This window comes from Bacillus cereus group sp. BfR-BA-01523 (assembly GCF_022662615.1).
GTDB classification, from domain to species: Bacteria; Bacillota; Bacilli; order Bacillales; family Bacillaceae_G; genus Bacillus_A; species Bacillus_A mycoides.
Map to the genome: position 1 here is coordinate 15,611 of NZ_JAKUDX010000016.1, position 25,480 is coordinate 41,090.

Consider the following 25,480-nt stretch of genomic DNA (forward strand, 5'->3'; position numbering starts at 1 on the left):
AACATATGAAGTATATGATTGGAGTAGATGGTGGGGGCACGAAGACAGAAGCAATTGCATTTGATCAAGACGGAAACGAAGTTGTAAGAGGTACGAGTGGGTTTGGAAATATATTAATAGATTATGAAAAAGCAGTTTCGCATATTATGGAGGCGATCGATCAATGCAAGAAAGCTTTAATAGATGGGCACTGCGTTTGTATTTGTTTAGGGTTAGCGGGTATAAGTGGAGCACATACAAATGAATTAACAGTACGTCTAAAAAAGAAGTACCAAACACAAATTGAAGTTTTAAATGACGCAATGATTGCACATGCAGCTGCTTTAAAAGGTAAGAATGGAATATTAACTATAGGTGGTACAGGTGCAATTTGTATAGGAAAGAAAGACGAAGTGTACGAGTATAGCGGTGGATGGGGACATATTTTAGGGGATGAGGGAAGCGGTTATTGGATTGCGTTACAAGGTTTAAAGAGAATGGCAAATCAATTTGATCAAGGAGTTAGACTTTGTCCACTAAGCTTAAGGATTCAAGACGAGTTTCGACTTTTAACATCATCTCATATAAAAAGACTAGTATATAGTTCTTCAAAAGATAAAGTTGCAGCAATTGCACCATTAATTATAGAGGAAGCGAGGAATGGGAATGATGATGCACATAAAATTATTCTGCAAGCGGCTAAGGAATTAACGATAATTACGGTGAATATTTACAACAAGATGCAGTTTGATTTATCACCTTTAATTGCAGTAAGTGGCAGTATATTGCGTTTCGTTCCTGAGATATATGCTGAATTTAAGAAATGCTGTGAGAAAAGTATGGGAGAAGTTATATTCGTATCACCATCAGAAATGGCAGTGAAAGGAACATATCATTTAATGAAGGGTGTATATTTTATAAAATAGAAGTATGAGAATTTTTGTATGATTTGTAAAAATATGATGTTAAAATATACAAAGGGATGTAAAGCAAGAAAAAGTACAATATACATATTCATTGAATATTGTATAAGTACTCCCATGTAGAAAGTGAATGATTACATGATTAATAGTATGCAATTTTTGTATTTGGTGGCTTCTTATTTATTTGGAAACATATTGACCGCTTATATAGTAACGAAATGGAAACATAATGTTGATATTCGTGAAGAAGGAAGTGGTAATCCTGGCGCAAGAAATATGGGGCGCGTATATGGAAAAGGGTATTTCGTCGCTACATTTTTAGGTGATGCGATCAAAGGGGCAATCGTAGTTTCTATTGCAAAATACCTTTTCGAAGATTCTACATTTGTAATGTTAGCTTTACTGGCTGTTATACTTGGACATATTTACCCAATTTTATTTAAAGGCAAGGGCGGAAAAGGCATTTCAACATTTATTGGAGGGTTAATTGCATTTGATTATTTGATAGCGCTTACTCTTATTGCTGTTTTCATTATATTTTATTTAATCTTTAAAGGATTTACTAAGCCCGGACTAATTACAATCGCTTGTTTACCAGTTTGCATGATTTTGTATTCTTACTCTATTGTTACGACTATTTTAAGTGCACTTATCATTGTACTTATTTTATATGTAAATCGAGAATGAAATGAACTTTTTATAAGTGGAGTTAATCTCCACTTATAATTTTTATTAAATACATAAAGGAGATACAACATGGGGTTAATTTATAAAGTTGCTGATCAAGCTTGGGAATTTGAAAGTATACATAAATTGAATTATAAAACATTTGTAGAAGAAATTCCGCAACATGAAGAAACGAAAGATCGTGTTCGTATAGATCGTTTCCATGAAGAAAATACATATTTAATTTGTTTAGATGACGATAAGTTAGTAGGTATGGTTGCATTGCGAGGAAAACGACCATTCTCGTTAGATTATAAAATTCCAAATCTAGATTTTTATTTGCAAGAACATGGAGAAAATGTATATGAAATTCGTTTACTTTCAGTAGAACGTGAATATCGAAATGGAAGAGCATTGTTAGGTTTAATTCGCTTTTTACATCGTTATTTACTTCTAAATGGATATGAATTGGCACTCATTTCTGCTACAACACGTGAACTACCTTTATATGAACAAATGGGATTCAAATCTTTCCATACGTTAGTTGGTACTGAAGCAGCAGCCTTCCAGCCAATGTATGTTACCCCAGCTATGTTTGAAGAGTCGAGTGTTAGGGGTATTATGACGAAAGAATATACGTTTTTACCTGGTCCAGTGGATATTGAAGAAAATGTTCGAAAGGCATTTTCTACTAAGCCTATTTCGCATCGTTCTAAGTCATTTCAAGTAACAATGGAAAATGTAAAAAAACGTTTACTGCAAATGACAAAAGCAAAACGTGTGCAAATAATGTTAGGAACAGGGACGTTAGCGAATGATGCCATTGCTTTACAGTTGAATTCTTTAAAAGGGAAAGGACTAGTTTTAACAAATGGGGAATTTGGAAATAGGTTAGTGGGACATGCAACACGTGCGCAATTACATTATGATACGTATAAAAAAGAAATGGCAGAGCCGTTTCTTTATACAGAATTAGAAAAAATAATGGCAACTGGAAATTATGAATGGCTTTGGTTTGTTCACCATGAAACATCAACTGGAATGTTAAATAATTTAGAAGAACTAAACATTCTTTGTAAAAAATATCAAATGAAACTATGTGTAGATTGTATAAGCTCAATTGGAGCAATACCAATAAATTTGAAGGATGTATATTTTGCAAGTGGTGTAAGCGGAAAAGCGATTAAATCATATACAGGATTATCTTTCGTTTTTCATAACCACATTGTAAAAGTAAACGAGGCAGTACCTGCTTATATGGACATTGGTATGTACGAAGAAAATGAAAGTATCCCATACTCCCATTCATGGAATTTAATTTATGCATTGCAAGAAGCATTGAAGCGACTTGAAGATGAAGAGGCATTTGAAAAAATAAAAGAGGCGTATGCTTATATTGAGCAAGCTAGTAATACTATGGGTTTAAAGCTTGTTTCACCTAAAGATCATGCCGCTCAAATTGTTCTTACCATTCAATTAAACGAAGGGCAGTGTTCTAAGGCAGTAGGTGATGCATTAGCATTACAAGGATATATTGTTCATTATGAATCAGCATATTTACAAAAGAATAACTGGATTCAAATAGCATGTCTGAATCACTATAAAGAACGTGATATGAAGAGGATGTTAAATTGTTTGCAGATGTGTGTCTTAAAGAAAGTTCTTTTAACGTAAATGCTTGTATATTTATTATATAATTTCTACAAGGCTATGAGTCACACTTGCTAAGTGTATAGAAGTGCATTTTTTGACAAGAGTTTAAAAGAGAGCGAAAGCTCTCTTTTAAACTTACTTAAATGAATTACCCACAGATTGGAATACCGAGAACTCTCAAAGCTAGTGCTACTTGAAGAGTAATTTCCAATCTAGCAATTTCGATGCCAGCAACTGTGAGTACTAAAAAAGGTTGGCCGTTTACGAACACAATACAACTTTCCATATACACGCCTCCTTTCTAGTGATCTACTACAGTATATGAATAAAACTATAATACGTTATAGTTGGATTTATGAATTTTATAAAAATAATAGATTTACCCTATGTTTACGAAACAAATGGAGTTTCATAGTGTTAATAATTTAATTGTTAGACAAGGAAGCATCTATAATAAGATGCTTTTTATTATATTTACGTTTCAGCGTGACAATAAATAAAGTTAATCAATGACGAATTGAGAGGGAAATATATTGATAAATATTTGTATGAGGTAAACTAAGAAGGTTTTAGAAAAACGAAAAGGAATTTTTATACTTGTAACATAAAAATTCTAGGGGGATGTTAATATGGAAAAAACTATGATGGTAGAAACAACAAACATGATGATGTCTATGGAAAAAATGATGTGTGAAATGAAGTGTATGAAAATGATGATGAATAACATGATGCAAATGGATGTAGAAATGGATAAGGCAATGATGGTGAAAATGAATGAATGTGATGAAATGATGAAGACTACTATGTCTATGATGAAAGCGATGAAAGAGAAATGTTGTTGAAGTAGCAAACTATAGCGTAAAATGATGATGATCTTGTAAATTTAAATTAGTAAAGAGCCTGTTTTAGTTGGTAAATTAAAATAGGCTCTTTTAACTATTGTTCAAAAATAAATTGAGTTGACAAAAAAGAACTAAAAGATTATTTTAGTTCTTTTTTCTGTATTAACACTGTTCAAATCATTTGTTTAAAAGCTATAGATGATGGTTAGGCAGTGAGAAAAGACAAGTAAGAGCCTATCTTTCTTCGTTAAATGTGTGCTGAAGTAAATAATGATTCCATTTTTATTTTACTCTTCTCTCGAATTTCAGCATCCGCATGTCGCATTACAAATTTATGCGCTACAGCGATTGCTAAAACATCATCTAATAAGCCAATCCCAATAATAGCAGCTATATCTGGAATGAAGTCGATTGCTAATACGTAATAAGATAAAGCGGCTAATATTATGAATTTAGCTTTAGTAGGTAACCCTTTTTTTCTCATTGTGTAGTATAAAATAATACTTTCATATACGCTTGATTTCCCGAGGTTTGCTGAGCTTTTTTTGAATTTTTTCCAAAGTGTCTGTTTCTCCATATAAACACTCCTTTTCCAAAAAATAGATTTTTTAAAAGGATGGACAAAGAAGCGAAAGAATAATCAATTTTATTGTTTTTTCTTATTGTATATTTCGATATTTATAAGCGAATACCTGTTCAAAATAAAACAATGCTTGTTAAGCGGATATGATTATGGAGATAGATGAAGAGAAAATCTATTTTGGAAAGCAAATAAGTTTCCGATAGAGGTTTCAATGAATTATTTGCGTTCTGCAACGAAGGCAGAAAAAACTTTTGATTTCTTAATACCAGCTATCTTGACAATAATTATTAGATTGTTTATAGCGTATATGAATCCGAATACAACAATAATATTGAAAGGAATTAAGGATATAAATAAATAATCAATCAATCACTTACATTCATTCCAATTTTAGCTGGTTTTAATATAGCTAATTACCTCGTTCCTTATGATTCTAGTACTTGCTGGTTCATTTGCTACAAGTATTTTTGCTGATAGAACATTTTTATCCCTAATTTACCAAAACAATCATATCGTTTTGGTGTAGGTATTTATGAGGGCGTAGTAGCTCATAGTACAGCGACTTCTGAAATATTCAAAAGTATGAATCTCGTACATGAAGAAACGTATTTGTTCAATATGCTGTTGATTGAGATGAAACAATCCAAATCGCTAATATAAAATACATTGCATATGGTGGTGGACCTGCTGCTAATAAACGATTTGTACATGTAGAGTTATGTGAAACAGCAGACCATATAAAGCTCGAGCGTTCATATGAAAAATACGTAAAACTTTTAGCGGAAATCTTAAAAGATAACAAGTTATCTTTAGGAAAAGGATTGTGGATTCACTACGATGTGATTAAATATCTTGGCGGTACAGATTATGAAGATCAACTTGATTATTTAAAATCTCATGGGGGATCAGGAGCTCAATCCCGTGCTGATGTACAACGGGCATACAATAATTCTAGTGTGGATGTTTCTGTACCTGAAAGCCACCTAAACCAACAGAAGTACCAACAGCTGTAACCGATGGTATAGCTTATATTGAAGGCTACAACGTTAATTTACGTAAAGGACCAGACACAAGCTATTCTAAGATTCGTCAACTAAATAAATCAGAAGCTTATGTTGAATGGGGCGAAAAGCCTGGTTGGTTAAACCTTGGTGGAGAGCAATGGATTAAGAACAATCCATCCTATGTGAAGTTTAGTAAGAAAAGTACAGTAGATTCTTCTATTGTAGGAAAGCGTGTTGTTTCTAAAGTTAACATTCTACGTTTCTATGATGCTCGATCTTGGCAGGATAAAGACGTGGATGGTTTTGTAGATGCAGGTGAAGTGTTTACAATTTTTAGGAAATTAAATATGGAAGGTTCAGTACAATTTAAGGCGCACAATAGTATAGGGAAAACATATTATATTACAATCAATGAAGTTTATGTATTTGTAACTGTATTACTACAGTATAGTACACTCATAGGAGGTAGTTATGTGTTTGATAAAAATGAAATACCAAAGATAAATGGGATACTTCAAGCTAATGCATTAAATCCAAATTTAATTGGCCCTACACTTCCCCCAATCCCACCATTTACTTTACCCACAGGTCCAACAGGAGGGACAGGCCCAACGGGAGTAACGGGTCCAACAGGAGTAACGGGTCCAACAGGAGTAACGGGTCCAACAGGAGTAACGGGTCCAACGGGAGTAACGGGTCCAACAGGAGGAACTGAAGGTTGTCTTTGTGATTGCTGTGTTTTACCTATGCAAAGCGTTTTACAACAACTTATTGGAGAAACTGTTATTCTTGGCACTATTGCAGACACACCCAACACGCCCCCGCTTTTCTTTCTATTTACTATCACTTCTGTGAATGATTTTTTAGTTACAGTTACAGATGGCACCACAACCTTTGTGGTCAATATATCTGATGTAACAGGGGTAGGTTTTTTACCACCAGGACCACCTATTACATTACTTCCACCTACCGATGTAGGATGCGAGTGTGAATGTCGTGAACGACCAATTAGACAATTACTGGATGCGTTTATCGGATCTACAGTAAGTCTTTTAGCAAGTAATGGTTCTATTGCAGCAGATTTTAGCGTGGAACAAACAGGACTTGGGATAGTACTAGGGACATTACCTATAAATCCAACTACAACCGTTAGGTTTGCAATTTCAACTTGTAAAATTACAGCTGTGAATATAACCCCTATTACGATGTAGTCTATTTCTTTCAGAAGTATCTGTTGCTACTCGATAAGAAAAGCACAGTTTATTTGTCCACCTTGAAAACGTATTGTTTTCAAAGTGGACAATCTACGTTTCTAGGATGCTCCATCTTGGAAATATAAAGATGGAGCTGGTTCTGTAGATGCAGGGATTTATGATTGATGCAAAAGTGAGTGTCAATGGTTCGCCACAGTACAAAGCACACAGCAGTAAAGGGAAAACATACTATGTTATTGCAAATGAAGCCTATTTATTCATCTAACGCACTATACCTTCATGAGTAATTAACCATGCCCCCTTACTCTTTCTATATCCTTCATTTGTAAATTTCTTACTACTATATTATTGGCGTACAATATATGGCCAAATGTATCTAAATGGTTTTCTAAACGCACAAAATTCCCAAATTGATATGGTAAGGCTATAAAAATTATAATGAAAAATAATAAATATCTCTAATGCACTATTAGGATTTTTCCATTTTATATTGCAAACCATCTTTCTGAAAGATAAGCTCATATGCTAAATCAAAATGAAGGTTATATAATGCTTTCGTATTACATATTAAATTGTAGAACTTAGTTCCTTGATGTACATATTGGTGTAATTTATTTTGAATTGGTGAAACAATGATTTTTAAAATTACGTTAATATCTTCATTAAAGAAGTTATAGGAGGGAATAACTTGGGCTCATTATTTGATGTAATAGCAGATATAATTTTATTTTATCCTCGAAATGACGTGAAATTAAAACACCATATTGCCAAATTAAGCGAATTTGAGTGGTTTCGAAGGTTACACGAAGATCCGAAATATACAGGTCTAATTTGGAGTAATAGAAAAATTAAGAAGTATATTTTGAATTCGACAAACATGGAAGCATTAATAAAATCCGAGAAAAAACAAAAAGAATTTGTGCATCTAATACACGATGAAAATAAAAAAAGAAGATAAGAATTTTTTTATTTTTCATATTTGGCGAAACAAATGGTACAATGAAAGCTAATGTGAAAAATAAGGAAAAGAAGTGGTCTATTTGAAAAACTTTTTAGAATTAGGAATTAGTGAAACTTTTAATCATACATTACGTGAAAATGGAATTACAGAAGCAACACCGATTCAGGAGAAGGCAATTCCTGTTATTATGTCAGGTAAAGATATTATTGGACAGGCGAAAACAGGAACGGGTAAAACGTTAGCATTCGTGTTACCGATTTTAGAAAAAATCGATCCAGAGTCTAGTGATGTTCAGGCTTTAATTGTTGCACCAACAAGGGAACTAGCACTGCAAATTACAACTGAAATTAAAAAAATGCTTGTTCAAAGAGAAGATATTAATGTACTAGCGATATATGGCGGACAAGATGTAGCACAACAATTGAGAAAATTAAAAGGTAATACACATATTGTTGTAGCGACACCAGGACGATTATTAGATCATATACGACGTGAAACAATTGATTTAAGTAATCTTTCAACGATTGTACTAGATGAAGCAGATCAAATGCTTTATTTCGGATTCTTATATGATATTGAAGATATTTTAGATGAGACACCTGATAGTAAACAAACGATGTTATTCTCAGCAACGATGCCAAAAGATATTAAAAAATTGGCGAAACGTTATATGGAAGAGCCGCAAATGATTCAAGTACAAAGTGAAGAAGTAACGGTAGATACAATTGAGCAGCGTGTCATTGAGACGACAGATCGTGCAAAGCCAGATGCACTTCGTTTTGTTATGGATCGTGATCAGCCATTTTTAGCAGTTATTTTCTGTCGTACAAAGGTTAGAGCAAGTAAGCTTTATGATGATTTAAAGGGACTTGGTTATAATTGTGCTGAACTTCATGGTGATATACCTCAAGCGAAACGTGAAAGAGTTATGAAGAGTTTCCGCGAAGCTAAAATTCAGTACTTAATCGCAACGGATGTAGCAGCTCGTGGACTTGATGTAGATGGTGTAACGCACGTATTTAACTTTGATATCCCTGAAGATGTAGAAAGTTATATTCACCGCATTGGCCGAACAGGACGTGCAGGTGGATCAGGTCTTGCAATTACGTTCGTTGCAGCGAAAGATGAAAAACATTTAGAAGAAATTGAAAAAACGCTTGGTGCACCAATACAAAGAGAAATAATCGAACAACCGATGATAAAAAATGTAGATGAAAATGGAAAACCGGTACAAAAGCCGGCTCCAAAGAAATCAGGTCAATATCGTCAAAGAGATAGCCGTGAAGGTTCAAGAAGTGGTTCAAAAGGTGGACCAAGAAACGATTCAAGAAATAGTTCTAGAAATGATAACAATCGATCATTTAATAAGCCAAGTAATAAGAAAAGTAGTGCAAAACAAGGTCAGCAAAGACGTGGCCGTTAAATAGTTATTATTCAAAAAGAGTCGCAAAGTGTTGCGGCTCTTTTTTGTTTTTATACAACGAAGTCGATATAAGTACAAGGGTGATTGCATAGAAACAACCTTTAAAATTTCATTTACCGTATTAAATAATTTAAAATTCATAAAGGAAATATAAAGTAGGTTGTTGTATATGTACGATAACAGGAAACTTTTCACATACTAAACATATACTTTAAATAAACCGACAGTCGGTCCGTAGGAAGGAGTACATGAATGAGGATCGTAAAAGAATATGGGGAGCGTAGAAATGAAATTTTAGAAACTGCTGAACGTTTGTTTGTTACAAAAGGGTATACGAAAACTACAGTAAATGACATTTTAAAAGAGATTGGTATAGCAAAGGGGACGTTTTATCATTATTTTAAGTCGAAAGAAGAAGTAATGGATGAAATTATTATGAGGATTATTAAAGCAGATGTTGCTAAAGCGAAAGCAATTGTCTCTAACCCTAATATCCCAGTTTTGGATAAGTTATTTCGAGTTTTAATGGAACAATCACCAAAATCAGGAGATGTAAAAGATAAAATGATTGAACAATTTCATCAGCCAAATAATGCGGAAATGCATCAAAAAAGTATAGTACAATCAATTATTCATTTATCTCCTGTTTTAGCAGAGATTTTAGAACAAGGAATCGCTGAAGGCATATTTTCTACTCCATACCCACAAGAAACGATTGAATTATTACTCTCTTCAGCACAAGTCATATTTGATGAGGGTTTATTCCAGTGGAAGCCGGAAGAAATGATGAGGAGGGCTAAAGCTTATATCAAAATGATGGAAGCATCCGTTGGAGCGAAAGAGGGAGCCTTTGATTACATGGTGGAGGTTTTAATCAAACAGAAATAGTAATTTTCTGTTTGGATATTGTCGACCGACAGTCGGTCTGAATCGAATGAAAGGTGTGATAAGGATGTCAGCTAGTATAAGGTCTTCGATGAAAGATTTTCACTTAATGGTGAGTGGACAAATTATTACTATTTTAGGTTCAACACTTGTACGTTTTGCCCTGTCATTATATGTGCTAGATATAACAGGGCGTGCTGATATATTCGCAGGATTATATGCGGTAACGAGTATTCCGTTTTTACTAGCTCCTCTCGGCGGAGCGATAGCAGATCGTTTCAATCGCCGTAATTTAATGGTTATTTTTGACTTTATCAACGCTGCGATTGTATTAAGCTTTATAGTTTTGTTATTTACTGGACCTGTATCTATTATATTGATTGGAACAATTATGTTTTTACTAGCAGTCGTTAGTGCAATGTATTCACCTGTTGTAATGGCGAGTATTCCGCAATTAGTTCCAGAGAATAAGTTAGAGCAAGCGAACGGTATCGTAAATGGTGTGCAAGCATTGTCAAATATAGTTGCTCCTGTATTAGGAGGAATACTGTACGGCATAATTGGTTTGAAAATGCTCGTAATAATAAGTTGTCTTGCTTTCTTTTTATCTGCGATTTTAGAAATGTTTATTAAAATACCTTTTATAAAAAGAGCACGAGAAAGCCATATAATACCGACAATTGTAAAGGATATGAAAGAAGGATTTATATATGTTTTAAAACAACCATTTATTTTGAAATCTATGCTTTTAGCTGCATTACTAAATTTAATACTTACACCGCTATTTGTTGTTGGCGCTCCAATTATTATACGAGTAACAATGGAAAGTAGCGACACGTTATACGGAATTGGAATGGGATTGATCGATTTTGCTACTATTTTAGGTGCATTATCGATAGGTTTTTTTGCGAAAAAGCTACAGATGAAAACATTGTATTACTGGATGCTTTTAATAGCTTTATTAGTACTACCAATGGCACTATCAGTTACGCCAGTTATTCTTAATTTAGGATACTATCCACCATTTATCCTCTTTATACTTTCTTCTATTCTAATTGCAATGATCGTGACAATTGTATCCATCTATGTGATTACTGTAGTCCAAAAGAAAACACCAAATGAAAACCTAGGAAAAGTAATGGCAATTATAACAGCGGTATCTCAATGTATGGCACCAATTGGGCAAGTCATTTATGGTTTTATGTTTGAAGGATTCAGTATGAAAATTTATTTACCTATATTAGTTATTAGTTTCATAATGATAATAATAGCGATGGTGACGAAGAAAATATTATGGAATGAAGGGAACTAGCTCCATATGATTAGGAGAATGTTAAAAAGAGATTTCTCTCAAAATAAAATGATAATTACCATTCTATTTATGTTTATCATGTTATCAAGTCTTTTAATCGCAAGTGCTTCAAGTAACGTTATAAATCTATTGAACTCAACGGATCAATTGTTTAAAGTATCAAACGCACCGCACTTCGTACAAATGCATGCCGGAGAAATAAACCAAAAGTCAATTGATTCATTTGTAGCGCAAACTCCTTTTGTAAAAAAACAACAAACAGCAGAGATGGTTCAAATAGGCGGGTCTAACATTTTTATAAAGAAGAAAAATCAAGCGGAACATACTAGTGTAATGGACATTAGCTTCGTTAAGCAAAATACTATTTTTGACTTTTTATTAGATTTAAATAATGAATTGATCGATGTTAGGAAAGGGGAAATAGGTGTACCAATTTATTATATGCAAAAATATAATTTGCGTATTGGAGATAAAATTTGGGTTGTTAAAAATAATAATGAGCTAGAATTTACTATTTCGGCATTTGTTCGTGATGTTCAAATGAACCCATCACTTGTTAGTTCAAAACGATTTGTAACAAGCGATGAAGACTTCGAAAGAATAAAGGGGAATTTTGGAGAAAGTGAATATCTTATTGAATTCCAGCTAACAGATTTAACTAAAATAAATGAATTTGAAACTTTATACCAGTCATCAAACTTACCTCAAAAAGGTCCCTCTATTACGTATTCACTCTTTAAAACACTCAATTCATTAACAGATGGAATAATAGCTGCAGTACTTATCATAATAAGTGCATTATTAATGCTAATCGCGATTTTATGTATTAGATTTACGATTATGACTTCAATGGAAGAAGATTATCGGGAAATTGGTGTTATGAAAGCTATCGGCATTCAAAGTAAAGATATTCAAAAACTATATGTAACAAAATATGTTGTTATTTCCGCTATCGGATGTATATGTGGATATATCCTTTCGTTATTTGTTACAAAAATATTTACCTCTAACATCGCACTTTATATGGGGACAGCTAATAAAAGTATTTTATATTATGTTGTGCCATTGATAGTCACAACATTGTTATTTCTAGCCGTTATACTTTTTTGCCGCATCATTTTGCGGAATTTCAGAAGAATTACAGCAATAGACGCTTTACGATCAAGAGATAAACTAGGAAAAAGAAAGATTAGAAGATTTTTTTCTCTCTATCAAACTAAAATTACAAATGTAAATATATTTATTGGTATACAAGATGTAGTGAAACGATTTAAGTTATATCGAGTATTAAGTATCGTTTTAATTATTGCAGTGTTCATGATTGTTGTACCAGTTAACTTTTTGTACACGATTCAGTCACCGCAATTTGTTAATTATATGGGAACAGGAAAGAGTGATATACGAATAGATTTACAGCAATCTGAAAATATAGAAAAACGGTTTAATGACGTTATATCGTATGTCGGAAACGATGAAGAGGTAGAAAAATATGCAGCATTTGTAACGAGTACATTTAAAATGGTGAAAGCTGATGGTACACATGAAAACTTAAATGTAGAAGTGGGAGATTTCGCCCAATTTCCAATAGAATATGTTCAAGGTATGGCACCAAAAAATGAAAATGAGATCGCTCTCTCTTATATGAACGCAAATGAATTAAAAAAGAATATAGGGGATGAAATCGTTTTATTTGTAGAAGGAAAAGAGAAAATGCTAACTATTAGTGGTATATATCAAGATGTAACGAATGGAGGAAAAACAGCTAAAGCGAGTTTTTCTTATAATAAAGAAAATATATTATGGTACGTAGTAAATGTAGATATGAAACCCAAAGTGAATCTACAAGAAAAAGTGAAGGAGTATAAACAAAATTTTAATTCTGCAAAAATAACAGATACGGATAATTATTTATCTCAAACTTTAGGAGAGACAATTAAACAATTAAGACTCGTGACACAAGTGGCAATTTTGATTGCTATATTGATATCGGTTTTAATAACTGCGATGTTTTTTAAAATGTTATTGGTAAAAGATTCTTCGCAAATATTAATTATGAAAAGTATCGGCTTTTCATACAAAGATATTCGTATACAATATGTTACTCGTTCTATTTCTATAGTATTAGTAGGTATTTTAACAGGGACATTTATAGCTGCTACGTTTGGAGAAACACTAATAAGCTGGTTAGGTTCATTTATGGGAGCAGCTCACATAAAGTTTGTTGTTAATCCGATCATTTCTTATGTAATATGTCCAGCTATTTTATTTATATCTGTGACCGTAGCAACAATTTTTAGTAGTTTTACAGTGAAACAAACAAATGATTTAAAGCTAAATGGGGAGTAGGAGGTGTGTAATTTGAAAAAAATTTTAGAAGTAAAACAATTAAATAAAGAATACGCAATGGATGGAAATAAAACTTACCATATGTTAAAAAATATAAATTTAGAGATTTATGAGGGAGAGTTTATATCGGTCATGGGACCTTCTGGTTCAGGGAAATCGACGTTACTATATAATATTAGCGGAATGGATCAAATGTCATCAGGAAGTGTGAAAGTTGATAGTAAAGAAATAACATGTATGAAAGAAGAGGTGTTAGCAAAATTACGACTCAGCGAAATGGGATTTATTTTTCAACAGAGCAATCTTCTTAGAAATTTGAATCTTTTTGATAATATAGTTTTGCCTGCGTATTTAGCAAAATTTGAGAGCAGGAAAATAATAAATAAACGTGCACTTGAATTGATGAAAAAAATGGGAATTAGTCAAATTGCAACTAATAATATAACTGAAGCATCAGGAGGAGAATTACAAAGGGTATCTATTTGTAGAGCACTCATAAATAAACCTAATATTATTTTTGCTGACGAACCAACGGGTGCTTTGAATTTAAAAGCGACAGAAGAAGTAATGGATATTTTAGCAAATATAAACCGTATGGGAACTACAATTTTGCTAGTTACTCATGACGTAAAGGTAGCAGCTAAAACAGAAAGAGTTCTTTTTATGGTGGATGGAGAAATTGTTAGCGAAATACAGATGGGTAAGTATAGAAACGATGATTTGAAGGTGCGAGAAGAGCAGTTGTTAAAATGGTTAACTGTACTTGGATTTTAAAGAGATAATATTTTTGACTCCTATTGAATATAGGAGTTTTTCTTTGTTTGAAAGTTCAAAAAGAGATATAATAATTTTCTGACTATTGATTGTGGAGGGGTATAAATGAAAAGTGAAACGTTACACACTCAAGAAGATATATTAAAAATGCTTGATTCATTATTAAGACCTGCAGAACCGTTTTGGAATGAATTTTATGCGGATAGAGAAAAAGATGTTCCGTTTTTTGAAAATGTTCCAGATGAGAACCTAGTTTCGTATATACAAAAAGAGAGTGTTTCAAAAGGGAAAGTATTAGAACTTGGATGTGGTCCAGGAAGAAACGCAATTTATTTAGCGAGTGAGGGATTTGATGTAACAGCAGTAGATTTATCTATAGAAGGTATTAATTGGGCGAAAGAGAGAGCATTAGAAAAAGGAATAGAAATTCACTTTATTTGTGATTCAATTTTTAATTTAGGTGCTCAAAATGAATTTGATTTTGTATACGATTCGGGCTGTTTGCATCACATTCCACCGCATAGAAGAATAAATTATGTGGATTTAATTAAAAACTCATTGGAATCTGGTGGTTATTTCGGATTAACATGTTTTGCAGCTGGCGATTTAGATGAGAGGAATGGATCAGAAATAACGGATTGGGACGTATATAGAGGTTGGAGTTTACAAGGTGGTCTTGCCTATTCGGAAGAAAAATTAAGGGAAATATTTAAAGAGTTTGAAGTGATTGAAATTAGGAAGATGAAACAAATTGAACAACCAAATAAGATGTTTGGAGAGTCATTTCTTTGGAAAGCATTGTTTAAGAAGAAATAAAAAAATAGAGAATTGACAAATTCATTGTTTTTATAGACAATATATTTATCGGAATGTACGTTCGGTTTTGTTGTCTGATGTATGTTTTGCATGAATACATAATAAGGGGATGTCTCTAAATGGGTAACACAAGTCAAAAAATCACTACGTTTTTAATGTTTGAGGGCAAAGCTGAGGAAGCGATGAATTTTTACACATCGCTATTTAATCAATCAGAAATTGTAAGTATCTCTCGTTATGATGAGAATGGACCAGGTAAAGAGGGAACTGTAATTCATGCAACATTCACGCTAAATGGACAAGAGTTCATGTGTATTGATAGTTATGTAAAGCATGATTTTACATTCACTCCAGCTATGTCTCTTTATGTAACTTGTGAGACGGAAGAAGAAATTGAAACGGTCTTTAATAAACTAGCGCAGGATGGAGCAATACTTATGCCTTTAGGTGCCTATCCATTTAGTGAAAAATTTGGCTGGTTAAATGATAAGTATGGTGTATCTTGGCAGTTAACTCTTGCTGGAGATGAATAATTAAAATAATATGGTGATATTAATGTTATAAAAAATAAAAGGGATGATACAAGATAAATATGTATCATCCCTTTTATTTTTTGTTTTACAACCGTCATCGTTTGTATTTATAACGACTTTAGGGGTGCTTTTTAAGTTTTTTATATAATATAAAACTGCTAATTTAATTTTTCAGCTTATCTAGTAATTGAATTCATTAACTGGAAGAAGTATTCAGGCTTATAAGTCTTATTTAGGTTATACCACGAATGTAACGTATCTGGTGCAAATACATCAATTTTTTTCAATACTTCCATTGCAAATTCCAGAGGAGCTACTCCTGATGCAGTAATCAAATTTTCATCACATACTGCAGGTTCCATCTTATAAAGTTGTTCTCCTTTATAATTAGGACAAACCATTTTAATATATTCTAAATCATTGCTTGTATGTTTTCTAGAATCTAGGTATCCCAAATTCGCTAACCCCTCAGTTGCACCACAAATGGCAGCAACAATAGTGCCGAGTTTTAACGCTTCACCAATTTTTTTTAAGATAGGGTGATGAATGCTTTCCCCCCAAGTAGTCCCTCCAGGTAAAACTAAAAGATCGTTACTCTCAAGAGTACATTCATCCAGGGAAATATCTGGCTTTATGCTCAGTCCTCCCATCGTAGTAATAATTTCATTATTAGCTCCTACTGTAACTACCTTTAAAGGGGCTAACTCTTTTTTGAAATATCTTCCTGAGTTTAGTTCTGCAATTAAATGTCCATATTCCCAGTCTGACATCGTATTAAATACATAAAGATAAACTTTTTTTGTTTGCATACAATAACACTCCAATCACAATTGAGTTTTTCAAAAAAATATTAATAAATAAATTTTACAATATTTATCATTTGAATTTAACCTATTTCCTTAAGAATTCTTTAAAAAATAATTTGGATACTTTATTTGAAGGTATGGTTTACGAATTAAACAACCTTCAAAAAATATAATAGTTGAAATTTGTTGGTTTTAGAATGAAGAAATTAGGCTCAATATACCAACTTAATTATTCATAATTGAGTTGTGGTATAATTTACATACAGGGGGAAAGTAGATGACACAACATAAAGAAGAGCAAATGAATGAGGCATTAGCATTATTTTACTTTGCATATAAAACTTTTACAGAAAAACCAGATGAAATAATAAAAGAGTATAGTATACAGCGTGTACATCATAGAATTCTGTTTTTTATCGCTCGTTTTCCAGGGCTTAGTGTAAATGAGCTGCTATCACTTTTAGAAATAAGTAAACAAGCTCTTCACGGACCGTTGCGCCAACTGTTAGATAAAGGACTTATTGAGAGTAATGAAGCTGCACATGATCGTCGTGTGAAACAGCTGTCTTTAACAGAAGAAGGAACAGACTTAGAGAAAAAACTGAGCGATGTTCAAAGAGAACAAATGGGAGCTATTTTCTCACAGTTTGGCGAATCATGTGAAGAAAATTGGCATCAAGTTATGAATGAAATGGCAAATAGCCGTTCAGGATTTGATGCATGGACGTCTAAGCGTGAGATACCAGTAGAATAAAAGATAGAAACAGTATCTTGTTTTGTAGTTTGAAAAATCATAAATTTTTATCTGTATATTTGGCAACTATGGATAAAAAATTCACATTGCCAAAAACTTTATATGTGTACGTATTGAAATTTTAAAATTCATATTTCCGAGAGGGGAATTATAATGATAAAACTTGTACTCATTCGTCACGGACAAAGTTTGTGGAATCTTGAAAATCGATTTACAGGATGGACAGATGTGGATTTATCAAAGAATGGATTAAGTGAAGCGAGAGAAGCAGGAACAATATTAAAAAAGAATGGATATACATTTGATGTTGCGTATACCTCGGTACTAAAACGAGCAATTCGTACATTATGGATTGTACTGCATGAAATGGATCTCACTTGGGTTCCTATACATAACTCATGGAAGTTGAATGAACGCCACTATGGTGCACTACAAGGATTGAATAAAGACGAAACTGCAAAAAAATATGGAGATGAACAAGTTCATATTTGGAGAAGAAGTATAGATGTGAGACCGCCTGCACTTACTGAAGATGATCCTCGATATGAGGCGAACAATCCAAGATATAAAACGTTAAAAAAAGATGAATTCCCATTGACTGAATGTTTAGAGGATACGGAGAAAAGAGTAGTTGATTATTGGCATTCAGAAATTGCACCGTCATTAAAAAGTGGTGAGAAAGTAATTATTTCATCGCACGGTAATACAATTCGTTCGCTAGTGAAATACTTAGACAACCTTTCAAGTGATGGTGTGGTTTCATTAAATATTCCAACTAGCATTCCGCTTGTTTATGAGTTAGATGAAAAATTACGTCCGATTCGTCATTATTACTTAAGTATGGATGGAGAAGTACCTGAAGGGGAAATTCCGAAACATATTTCTTTTTAACATGAAAATTTGAAACGCATGCTTGTCTACATATACAATGTAGATTCATGATAAAGTGAAACTTTAATCAGTGGAGGGTGTTCATCCCGCACTGATTATTAGCCTTCACCAATCGGGCTTTTATGGGCAGTTGATCCCTCACCTAACGTCTTTGCTTTCGCTGAATTTTGAGGTGGGGGGGCTTACTGCCCGTTAATGCGGGATAAAAGACGTGGCCTGCTTCTAATGTATATGCGATGTTGCTAACTTTAGAAGGTTGTCCACGTCTTTTGTCATAAAGAGAGCTGTTTGTGCATGTAATGGTATCGTGAGTAGTTTTGGAATGGAGGGTGATGTGATTGACGATCTCTAACATTCGAATTGGCTTATTTATTTTAGCAATCGTCTTTATTGTTCTTGTTTTCTTTTATTGGAGAAATGAAGAGTTGTACGAGGAGAAGAAACAACGAATTCGAAAAACGTGGTACGGTTTGTTCATAACATCAGTCACAGTTTATTTCACGATAAAAGGAATAGATTTAACCCTCTGGAAAAATCTTTTAATGTTTACTGCGATGGTAATTTTCGTTGATATTGCATTCATTTTGACACCAAATATTTCAGAAATATGGGGCGCAAAATTCAGCGATATTGGAAAGACGGTCCAATCAATTAAAAGGTCATTAATTGCTTCAAAAGCAAGAGGAGAAATATATACGACAATTATTCAAAATGTGAATCCAACAGCCTTTGGGACAATGGAATGGCATACGGAAGAGGAATATACAAAAAGCTTAAACACATTTTTAGATTCATATGGGGAAAAGATTGGTGCGAAAATTGTTGTATTTGAAGCGGTGAAGGAATTAAATACAAACTTTCGTGGTATCCGCTCTCAATTTAGTATTATTGTTCCATTAGAACACATCGAGCAATTGAATGAGCAGAAAGCGGTGCAAGTAGAAAATGTCGGAATTATACCAGCAAAAATAGTTAGTGATGTTTTCATTGTTATTGATGGGAAGAAAAATAACCTTCAAGATCGAGATTTTGAAAATGTATATAATTTAACAATTCATCATAGTTATTTTAGTAAATAAGGACAGAATCTTTTTCTGTCCTTTTCACCTATACATAAAGGGAGAACAAATTCAGACAAGCTTGTATAAAATTGGACAATCATTCCTACACTAGCACGTAGAGGTGATTGTAGTGATAAAAGATTATGACAATGATTTTTTTAAAGAAGATAATGAAGATACAACAGATTTCTCTTTAATAAAAGGAGATACTTTGCAGCAAGTAGAAGAGTTAGAAGAAGAATTAAAAAGAAAATGATACGTGTACACTCTGTCTGCATTTGCTATATAATATAAATAAAAGGTTGTATCTTTTTGAAAAGGGGGAGAAGAGATGGCAGAAGTAAATGCTCAAAAATCTTCGTTTTTTAAAACTAAAAAAGAAGAATCAAATACAGATTTCTCTCTTGTGAAAGGTGCATTAACAGAAAATATAAATCGTTTAGAAAAACTTATGGATAGTAATAGTTCGAAATATGCTCGAGTGAAAAAAATAAAGGAAAATGCATAAGAGCATTTTCCTTTATTTTTCATTTTGCATTAAACTTTTCTTTTACTTTTAAAGGTAAATCCGCTTTTTGAATTTCTTCATAGGATTTTACTTCAATCGATGATATTTCATTTTTATCTTTATTTTCTTGGTCTACATAAATGCACAAAAATGCCTTTTCATTTAATTTTTGATCGTTTGATTGTTTTTTACTTCTAAATGTAATTTGTTTTCTTACTCCATCTTCATCATATGCCGGCAATGTGTAGTTCCGTAAGTTTCTACCTTCTATCTTTTCAATAAACCCTTCACCTTTTATCTGTACGTAATATACATCCTTACCGATTCTATTTAGAGAAGCTCTTTCACACCCGATAGTTAAGTTGCAAAATAATAAACTTAGTGTAATAACAGATAAAATTTTTTTCATTTTCATTATCTCCTTTAAATTATGTATTTAAAGTATACGATTATTTTTTTTATAGAAAAATCGATTTTGATTACAGCACTCTTACAATCTTGTAAGAGTATAGCTTATTTACACTAAATTAAAAAATATGAGGATGGAATGAATAGGTTATAATGAATTTTTGAAATCTTAAAATAAAAGTAAAATAATGAATCATGGTATAATAATAAAGGACGTACATATTATTTTGTCAATTGGAGAGGAGCTTAAAAATGTATTCTACTTTAGAACAATTAACAAAGCACCCTGTATTTTATCATTTTGCAGAAATTTCAAAGATTCCTAGAGGATCAGGTAATGAAAAAGAAATTAGTGATTACTTAGTGAGTTTCGCAAAGGAACGTAATTTAGAAGTTATTCAAGACGAAGCATTAAATGTCATTATAAAAAAAGAAGCTACTTCTGGTTATGAGAATGTTCCAGCTATTATCATTCAGGGGCACTCTGATATGGTGTGTGAAAAAAACCAAGCGACAGTTCATGATTTTGAGAAAGATCCAATTGAATTAAGAATTATTGGAGATATGTTATATGCAAACGAAACTACTTTAGGTGCGGATAATGGTATTGCCGTTGCATATGCATTAGCATTATTAGATTCAACAGACATCCCGCATCCAGCTTTAGAAGTTGTTATTACAACTGAAGAAGAAACGACAATGGGCGGTGCATTCGCTGTTGATTCAAATCATTTTGACGGAAAAATATTTATTAATATTGATTCTGAAGAAGATCATAAATTACTAGTGAGTAGCGCAGGTGGTGCGAAAGCAGTTGAAACGATTTCAGTGATTTGGGATGAAGCGTCAGTAGATATGGACACATACCGACTATATGTTGGGGGACTTAAAGGTGGACATTCTGGTTTGGAAATTGATAAACAACGCGGTAATGCGAATAAAGTATTAGGACGAGTTTTACGTGATTTATCACTTCACATTCAGTTTAATATGAGTGAAGTTCATGGGGGCTTAAAAACAAATGCAATTCCGCGTGAAAGTGTAGCTACAATTTTATTACGTGCAGAAGATGTACAGCAAGTAGAAGAAAAACTAAAATCATGGACACGTATGTTACAAGAAGAGCTACGTGCTGTTGATCCGGATGTTCATGTTTCACTTACAAAAGTAGAAGAAAAGGCGGAAAAAGTCTTTTCTAAAGAAACACAAAAACAGCTTATTTCTTCATTATTCTTAATTCCAAATGGTATACAAAGTATGAGCATGGATATTAAAGGTCTTGTAGAAAGCTCAACTAATTTAGGAGTTATTCAAACACTGCAAGATGAGATTAAATTACGAAGCGAAGTGAGAAGTTCTGTAAGTAGCTTAAAACAACATATTGTAGATGAAATTAAGTATATTGCGGAATTAGTAGGGGCAACATTTGAAAAAGAGTCTGAATATCCAGAGTGGCCATATAATCCTAATTCGCCTATTCGTAATCTATTCGAAAAAGTGCACCAAGAAAAATACAGCAAAGATGCTGAAATCTTCGCAGTACATGCAGGAATTGAGTGCAGTGTATTTGTTCAAAAAATGCCTGAGTTAGATGCTATTTCATTCGGTCCAGATATCTTTAATGTTCACACTCCAGATGAACATATTAGTATTTCTTCTGTTGTGAATAACTGGGGATTTTTCGTTGATGTAATGCAGGGAACGAAAGAATTAGCTAAGTAATAAAAGACGGAATAAAAAGCAGCCTAAATTTATAGGTTGCTTTTTTGTATAGAATTTTATGTGAAGCAAAATAATGGCCAAGAAATTTACCTATTGTTGATTTAAAATAAAGTTTGATAAAAAGATCTATTTTGCAGAGTATCTCTTTCTTCAACAATCGGGCCATTTAATTGAATAAGACTACACAAAAAGTCGCTTTCCTTTACCTAAGGAAAGCGACTTTTTAGATTGGTTTTTCCCTTATTATCAAGCTTTTTACTTTAAGTTCCTTTGACTAATAAGGTTTACTTCAGTAAAATAAGGTATATTATATTTGTTGAATAGATTCTCTTTAAAGACAAGAAAAGTAGGTGAACAAAGTGGGGAAATATCAATTGGATTACAAAGGTCAGGCAGCTGTGGCAAAGTTTCATGAAAAACAGACGCCTGCCAAATTTGATAAAAAGCAGCAACTTGAAAAATTGCGTGCGGAGTATTTGGAAAAGAAGCAAAAACAAACAGATAAATAATACGTTATGTTTTTCTGAATTTTCTTTATGTAATGCAAACAAACACAAGAAAATAGGTAAGTTATTCATCGTTCAAATATATACAGGCTATTTTTTCAAGCCTCTTACTTAATGAACTAAAAAGTCGATTCCTTGAGATGGAAATCGGCTTTTTTAATAAGTGACATTTCCTTAGCGTTGTAAATCCGCATTTTCCTGATACTACCCCAAGAAGTAATTGAGGATAATGTATCTACCACAGTCGGGCGCTTTAATTGAGTAAGGTTCACAAAAATTATCAAACTTTTTTATAAAAGGATGATTCAATTGAATATAGAAAAAGCGTGTTTTGATCAATCTTTTTTTCAAAACACGCTTTTTCTATTCGCTCTTTTATCAAGGTTTATTAAGTTAATTTAATCAAACTTTATTCAAAAGCTACACCTATGTAAAGTTCTACTGTAATATTATACCCCCCCTTGATAAGGAGAAAGTATTACTACACAAGTGTCATGTGAATTTCATGTACCGTAATTTAAATAAAAAAATAAAGAGTTTCAAAAAAATATAAAATGGTTTTCTTGTCCGCACTCTCGGATTTATTATAACTTGGTTAATTTGACTTGTGTAATTTATTACGTTATGATTTTTCATTATAACTGAAAGGCTTGAAGATAATGATTCGTCGTTTGAAAAAGTTTAAAAATGTCGCTGTCGTATTAAGCTTCTAAGTAAATTGCAAAAATCTACAATACTTAGAAGCGAGGAATATAGTTATGAAGCATCCATTATTTAATCATTGGTCTGAAACAAAGTATTTAAAAGATATAGTAACAAATCCACTCATTGAAGTAGGGGAGTACTCCTATTATTCAGGGTATTATGGAAATCAAAATTTTGAAGATGGTTGTGTAAGGTATTTATGGGGCGATGCTAAGTCCCAAGCACTTTTCAATCCAATTGAACAGATGGGTTGGCATCTTGATAAACTTATTATTGGAAATTATGTTTGTATTGCAAGTGGCGTTATCATTTTAATGGGTGGTAATCATAATCATCACTCAGAATGGATTACAGTGTATCCATTCGCTGAGCAAATAGAACATTCATATGAACCGAAGGGCGATACAATCATTAAAAGTGATGCCTGGATTGGAATGAATGCTATTATAATGCCAGGCGTTACAATCGGTGAAGGTGCTATCGTTGCAGCAGGATCTGTCGTAAGTAAAGATGTTCCGCCATATACGATAGTGGGCGGTAATCCTGCTAAGGAAATAAAGAAACGGTTCACTGATACAGAAATGAATATGCTAATGGAAATGCGTTGGTATGATTGGGATAGAGAGTTGATTGAGAAGGCAATTCCTCTTTTATCTAGTCCAGCCATTGAACCATTATTTGCTTTTTATAAAAATGAAGTAAAAAATAAATAAATCAGCTAGAAAAACTACATTCAATATAGGATGTAGTTTTTTTATTATTTGTACTAGAAACAATTATGAAATAATCTCCCCATTATGGTTTAGTTTTTATAAATTATCTTAAGAAAAATTAAGAAATATAACCAGTAGTTCTTAATATGTTTTATTTATAATTCAAATGATTACACAAAATTGTTTCTTCATTTTCCCTTCAAGGTGTTCCATCACGAATTACTCGCCCGGAGGTAGAAAAGGTAGCTTATATGTTAGAAGTTTCAGCGATACTCCAAAAGCATCCACCTGAAGTATCTAGTGGGCAGCAACATGTATACTTGTGCATGAGCCAGCCATTATAAAGTTTATAATGGCTGCAGCAATGATTCTTTTTTGTGAGATGGCGAAAAGGGATTTTTTATGTGCAATTCATTGTGTTTTCTTAACAAAACACCTAGTGCTTTCTTATCTTAAAGGGGAACATATTTATTACTTAGATTGTCTATTACGTGTATTACTAAAAATGGATATTCAAATTAAATACAATAAATCCCGTTTGATACCTATTTTTATGTATTACAAAAGTATGAAAGGACTTATTATTTTGAAAAATAAAAGGATGTGTATTGGTGGTGGACAAGTTTAATACTTTTACAGATGAAGCATTGCAAGTGGAAACGAAAAAGACATAACTCAAACAGTAGCTTATCAATCATACAAACGTAGGAGGATATATATGATGAAACCAGTTGTAGACGTGAAAAACGTTCAAAAAGTGTACGGTAAAAAAGCTGAGAATCAATCACACGCATTAAAAGGTGTTTCATTCTCGATTCAAGAGGGGGAGTTTGTCGGTATTATGGGGCCATCTGGTTCTGGCAAAACAACATTATTAAATGTAATTTCGACACTTGATAAAGCGACAGGTGGTGTTATTGAAATTGCAGGAACGGATATTACGAAAATGAAACAAGGTGAGCTTTCAGATTTCCGTTCACAAAAATTGGGGTTCATTTTCCAAGATTTTAACTTATTAGAGAACTTATCTATTTATGAAAACATTGCACTTCCACTTTCCCTTCAAGGTGTTCCATCACGAAATATTGGGCCGAAAGTAGAAAGGGTAGCTGATATGTTAGGAATTTCAGCAATACTTCAAAAGTATCCATCTGAAGTATCTGGTGGACAGAAACAGCGTTCAGCAGCAGCACGTGCACTTGTGCATGAGCCGGCAATTATTTTAGGGGACGAGCCAACAGGAGCTCTTGATTCTAAAAATGCAACAAGTTTACTTGATGCAATGACAAACTTAAATAAAGTACAAGGTGTATCTATTATGATGGTTACACATGATCCATACAGTGCAAGTTACTGTCAGCGTATTTTATTCATTCAAGATGGTGAGTTATATAAAGAAATTCACCGTAATGGTACACGTGAAGAGTTTTACAAAGAAATTTTAGACGTGCTTGCAGACTTAGGCACACAAAAAGCATAAGAAAGGAGGTTT

26 protein-coding genes and 3 pseudogenes are annotated in these 25,480 nt (G+C 32.9%); 24 read left to right on the forward strand and 5 right to left on the reverse strand.

Translation table 11 applies throughout. The annotated features are described in order from the left end of the window. The first annotated feature begins 5 nt into the window (after window positions 1-5). From MR066_RS24205 to MR066_RS24215, 3 genes are all read left to right on the forward strand, one after another. Entirely contained in the window at window positions 6-905 is a 900-nt protein-coding gene (locus tag MR066_RS24205; RefSeq protein WP_242248758.1) for a BadF/BadG/BcrA/BcrD ATPase family protein, read from the forward strand. 135 nt (window positions 906-1,040) lie between these two features. Next, window positions 1,041-1,589, forward strand: a complete 549-nt coding sequence (gene plsY, locus MR066_RS24210) for a glycerol-3-phosphate 1-O-acyltransferase PlsY (protein WP_002085555.1) — start codon at window positions 1,041-1,043, stop codon at window positions 1,587-1,589. A 69-nt stretch (window positions 1,590-1,658) separates the two neighbouring features. After that, window positions 1,659-3,242, forward strand: coding sequence for an aminotransferase class V-fold PLP-dependent enzyme (locus MR066_RS24215; protein WP_242248760.1), 1,584 nt, complete (start codon window positions 1,659-1,661; stop codon window positions 3,240-3,242). A gap of 127 nt (window positions 3,243-3,369) precedes the next feature. Here the strand turns inward: MR066_RS24215 and MR066_RS24220 are convergent, their stop codons facing one another. Further along, on the reverse strand, window positions 3,370-3,507 hold the full coding sequence (locus tag MR066_RS24220) for a DUF3956 domain-containing protein (RefSeq protein ID WP_002127410.1): 138 nt from the start codon (window positions 3,505-3,507) through the stop codon (window positions 3,370-3,372). Window positions 3,508-3,850: 343 nt separating this feature from the next. Here MR066_RS24220 and MR066_RS24225 point away from each other — a divergent pair, with 343 nt between their 5' ends. Further along, window positions 3,851-4,063 carry a hypothetical protein gene (locus MR066_RS24225; RefSeq protein ID WP_000416118.1) on the forward strand — a complete coding sequence of 71 codons (213 nt, stop codon included), beginning with the start codon at window positions 3,851-3,853 and terminating at the stop codon, window positions 4,061-4,063. A 247-nt stretch (window positions 4,064-4,310) separates the two neighbouring features. Here MR066_RS24225 and MR066_RS24230 read toward each other — a convergent pair whose 3' ends face one another. Then, complete coding sequence (locus MR066_RS24230) at window positions 4,311-4,640, reverse strand: YkvA family protein (RefSeq protein WP_002141768.1); 330 nt, start codon at window positions 4,638-4,640, stop codon at window positions 4,311-4,313. 433 nt (window positions 4,641-5,073) lie between these two features. On the opposite strand from MR066_RS24230, the pseudogene MR066_RS27335 reads away from it, so the two are divergent. From MR066_RS27335 to MR066_RS24240, 3 genes and pseudogenes are all read left to right on the forward strand, one after another. After that, window positions 5,074-6,081 (forward strand): annotated as a pseudogene (locus MR066_RS27335) (N-acetylmuramoyl-L-alanine amidase); the annotation flags it as partial. Window positions 6,082-6,123: 42 nt separating this feature from the next. Then, the gene (locus MR066_RS24235; RefSeq protein WP_313954393.1) at window positions 6,124-6,861 is read left to right on the forward strand and encodes an exosporium leader peptide-containing protein; all 738 of its coding nucleotides are present in this window, start codon (window positions 6,124-6,126) and stop codon (window positions 6,859-6,861) included. 66 nt (window positions 6,862-6,927) lie between these two features. After that, a pseudogene (locus MR066_RS24240) lies at window positions 6,928-7,129 on the forward strand (N-acetylmuramoyl-L-alanine amidase); the annotation flags it as partial. Between the two features lie 216 nt (window positions 7,130-7,345). Here the strand turns inward: MR066_RS24240 and MR066_RS24245 are convergent. Beyond that, window positions 7,346-7,534: pseudogene (locus tag MR066_RS24245) on the reverse strand (hypothetical protein); the annotation flags it as partial. Window positions 7,535-7,552: 18 nt separating this feature from the next. Here MR066_RS24245 and MR066_RS24250 point away from each other — a divergent pair. The 8 genes from MR066_RS24250 (at window position 7,553) to MR066_RS24285 (ending at window position 15,914) form a co-directional block, all read left to right on the forward strand. Further along, complete coding sequence (locus MR066_RS24250) at window positions 7,553-7,822, forward strand: hypothetical protein (protein ID WP_242248765.1); 270 nt, start codon at window positions 7,553-7,555, stop codon at window positions 7,820-7,822. Window positions 7,823-7,895: 73 nt separating this feature from the next. Continuing rightward, window positions 7,896-9,248, forward strand: coding sequence for a DEAD/DEAH box helicase (locus MR066_RS24255; protein WP_044439603.1), 1,353 nt, complete (start codon window positions 7,896-7,898; stop codon window positions 9,246-9,248). A gap of 252 nt (window positions 9,249-9,500) precedes the next feature. Further along, a complete protein-coding gene (locus tag MR066_RS24260) occupies window positions 9,501-10,136 on the forward strand; it encodes a TetR/AcrR family transcriptional regulator (protein ID WP_002069302.1) in 636 nt (211 codons plus the stop codon). A gap of 46 nt (window positions 10,137-10,182) precedes the next feature. Beyond that, window positions 10,183-11,445, forward strand: coding sequence for an MFS transporter (locus MR066_RS24265; protein WP_277929111.1), 1,263 nt, complete (start codon window positions 10,183-10,185; stop codon window positions 11,443-11,445). 6 nt (window positions 11,446-11,451) lie between these two features. Continuing rightward, window positions 11,452-13,791 (forward strand): ABC transporter permease, encoded by a 2,340-nt coding sequence (locus tag MR066_RS24270; protein ID WP_242248767.1) that lies wholly within the window; start codon window positions 11,452-11,454, stop codon window positions 13,789-13,791. Between the two features lie 12 nt (window positions 13,792-13,803). Next, window positions 13,804-14,565 carry an ABC transporter ATP-binding protein gene (locus tag MR066_RS24275; protein WP_193665627.1) on the forward strand — a complete coding sequence of 254 codons (762 nt, stop codon included), beginning with the start codon at window positions 13,804-13,806 and terminating at the stop codon, window positions 14,563-14,565. Between the two features lie 105 nt (window positions 14,566-14,670). Continuing rightward, complete coding sequence (locus MR066_RS24280; RefSeq protein ID WP_242248769.1) at window positions 14,671-15,381, forward strand: class I SAM-dependent methyltransferase; 711 nt, start codon at window positions 14,671-14,673, stop codon at window positions 15,379-15,381. 119 nt (window positions 15,382-15,500) lie between these two features. Beyond that, window positions 15,501-15,914 (forward strand): VOC family protein, encoded by a 414-nt coding sequence (locus MR066_RS24285; protein WP_242248770.1) that lies wholly within the window; start codon window positions 15,501-15,503, stop codon window positions 15,912-15,914. Between the two features lie 176 nt (window positions 15,915-16,090). Here the strand turns inward: MR066_RS24285 and MR066_RS24290 are convergent, their stop codons facing one another. Further along, window positions 16,091-16,723: a type 1 glutamine amidotransferase family protein gene (locus MR066_RS24290; RefSeq protein WP_219302277.1), complete on the reverse strand. Its 633-nt coding sequence runs from the start codon at window positions 16,721-16,723 to the stop codon at window positions 16,091-16,093. Window positions 16,724-16,997: 274 nt separating this feature from the next. Here MR066_RS24290 and MR066_RS24295 point away from each other — a divergent pair, with 274 nt between their 5' ends. The 5 genes from MR066_RS24295 to spoIISB all read left to right on the forward strand — a co-directional run bounded on the left by MR066_RS24295 (window position 16,998) and on the right by spoIISB (window position 19,934). Continuing rightward, window positions 16,998-17,474, forward strand: coding sequence for a MarR family winged helix-turn-helix transcriptional regulator (locus tag MR066_RS24295; RefSeq protein WP_002017049.1), 477 nt, complete (start codon window positions 16,998-17,000; stop codon window positions 17,472-17,474). A 153-nt stretch (window positions 17,475-17,627) separates the two neighbouring features. Beyond that, window positions 17,628-18,365 carry a 2,3-diphosphoglycerate-dependent phosphoglycerate mutase gene (gpmA, locus tag MR066_RS24300; RefSeq protein ID WP_002032137.1) on the forward strand — a complete coding sequence of 246 codons (738 nt, stop codon included), beginning with the start codon at window positions 17,628-17,630 and terminating at the stop codon, window positions 18,363-18,365. Between the two features lie 338 nt (window positions 18,366-18,703). After that, entirely contained in the window at window positions 18,704-19,444 is a 741-nt protein-coding gene (locus MR066_RS24305; protein WP_002032139.1) for a type II toxin-antitoxin system SpoIISA family toxin, read from the forward strand. Window positions 19,445-19,556: 112 nt separating this feature from the next. Beyond that, window positions 19,557-19,682, forward strand: coding sequence for a hypothetical protein (locus MR066_RS24310; RefSeq protein ID WP_000588712.1), 126 nt, complete (start codon window positions 19,557-19,559; stop codon window positions 19,680-19,682). Between the two features lie 75 nt (window positions 19,683-19,757). Further along, complete coding sequence (gene spoIISB, locus MR066_RS24315) at window positions 19,758-19,934, forward strand: stage II sporulation protein SB (RefSeq protein WP_002017052.1); 177 nt, start codon at window positions 19,758-19,760, stop codon at window positions 19,932-19,934. A 19-nt stretch (window positions 19,935-19,953) separates the two neighbouring features. On the opposite strand, the gene MR066_RS24320 is transcribed toward spoIISB, so the two are convergent. Next, complete coding sequence (locus tag MR066_RS24320) at window positions 19,954-20,343, reverse strand: YxeA family protein (RefSeq protein ID WP_002085522.1); 390 nt, start codon at window positions 20,341-20,343, stop codon at window positions 19,954-19,956. Between the two features lie 251 nt (window positions 20,344-20,594). Between MR066_RS24320 and MR066_RS24325 the strand changes: the two genes are divergently transcribed. The 4 genes from MR066_RS24325 (at window position 20,595) to MR066_RS24345 (ending at window position 25,468) form a co-directional block, all read left to right on the forward strand. Next, window positions 20,595-22,064 carry an aminoacyl-histidine dipeptidase gene (locus tag MR066_RS24325; RefSeq protein WP_016102002.1) on the forward strand — a complete coding sequence of 490 codons (1,470 nt, stop codon included), beginning with the start codon at window positions 20,595-20,597 and terminating at the stop codon, window positions 22,062-22,064. 359 nt (window positions 22,065-22,423) lie between these two features. Then, window positions 22,424-22,573: a hypothetical protein gene (locus MR066_RS24330; protein ID WP_187770547.1), complete on the forward strand. Its 150-nt coding sequence runs from the start codon at window positions 22,424-22,426 to the stop codon at window positions 22,571-22,573. 755 nt (window positions 22,574-23,328) lie between these two features. Then, the gene (locus MR066_RS24335) at window positions 23,329-23,988 is read left to right on the forward strand and encodes a CatB-related O-acetyltransferase (protein WP_061675943.1); all 660 of its coding nucleotides are present in this window, start codon (window positions 23,329-23,331) and stop codon (window positions 23,986-23,988) included. A gap of 718 nt (window positions 23,989-24,706) precedes the next feature. Further along, window positions 24,707-25,468 carry an ABC transporter ATP-binding protein gene (locus MR066_RS24345; RefSeq protein WP_215589031.1) on the forward strand — a complete coding sequence of 254 codons (762 nt, stop codon included), beginning with the start codon at window positions 24,707-24,709 and terminating at the stop codon, window positions 25,466-25,468. Window positions 25,469-25,480 lie beyond the last annotated feature (12 nt).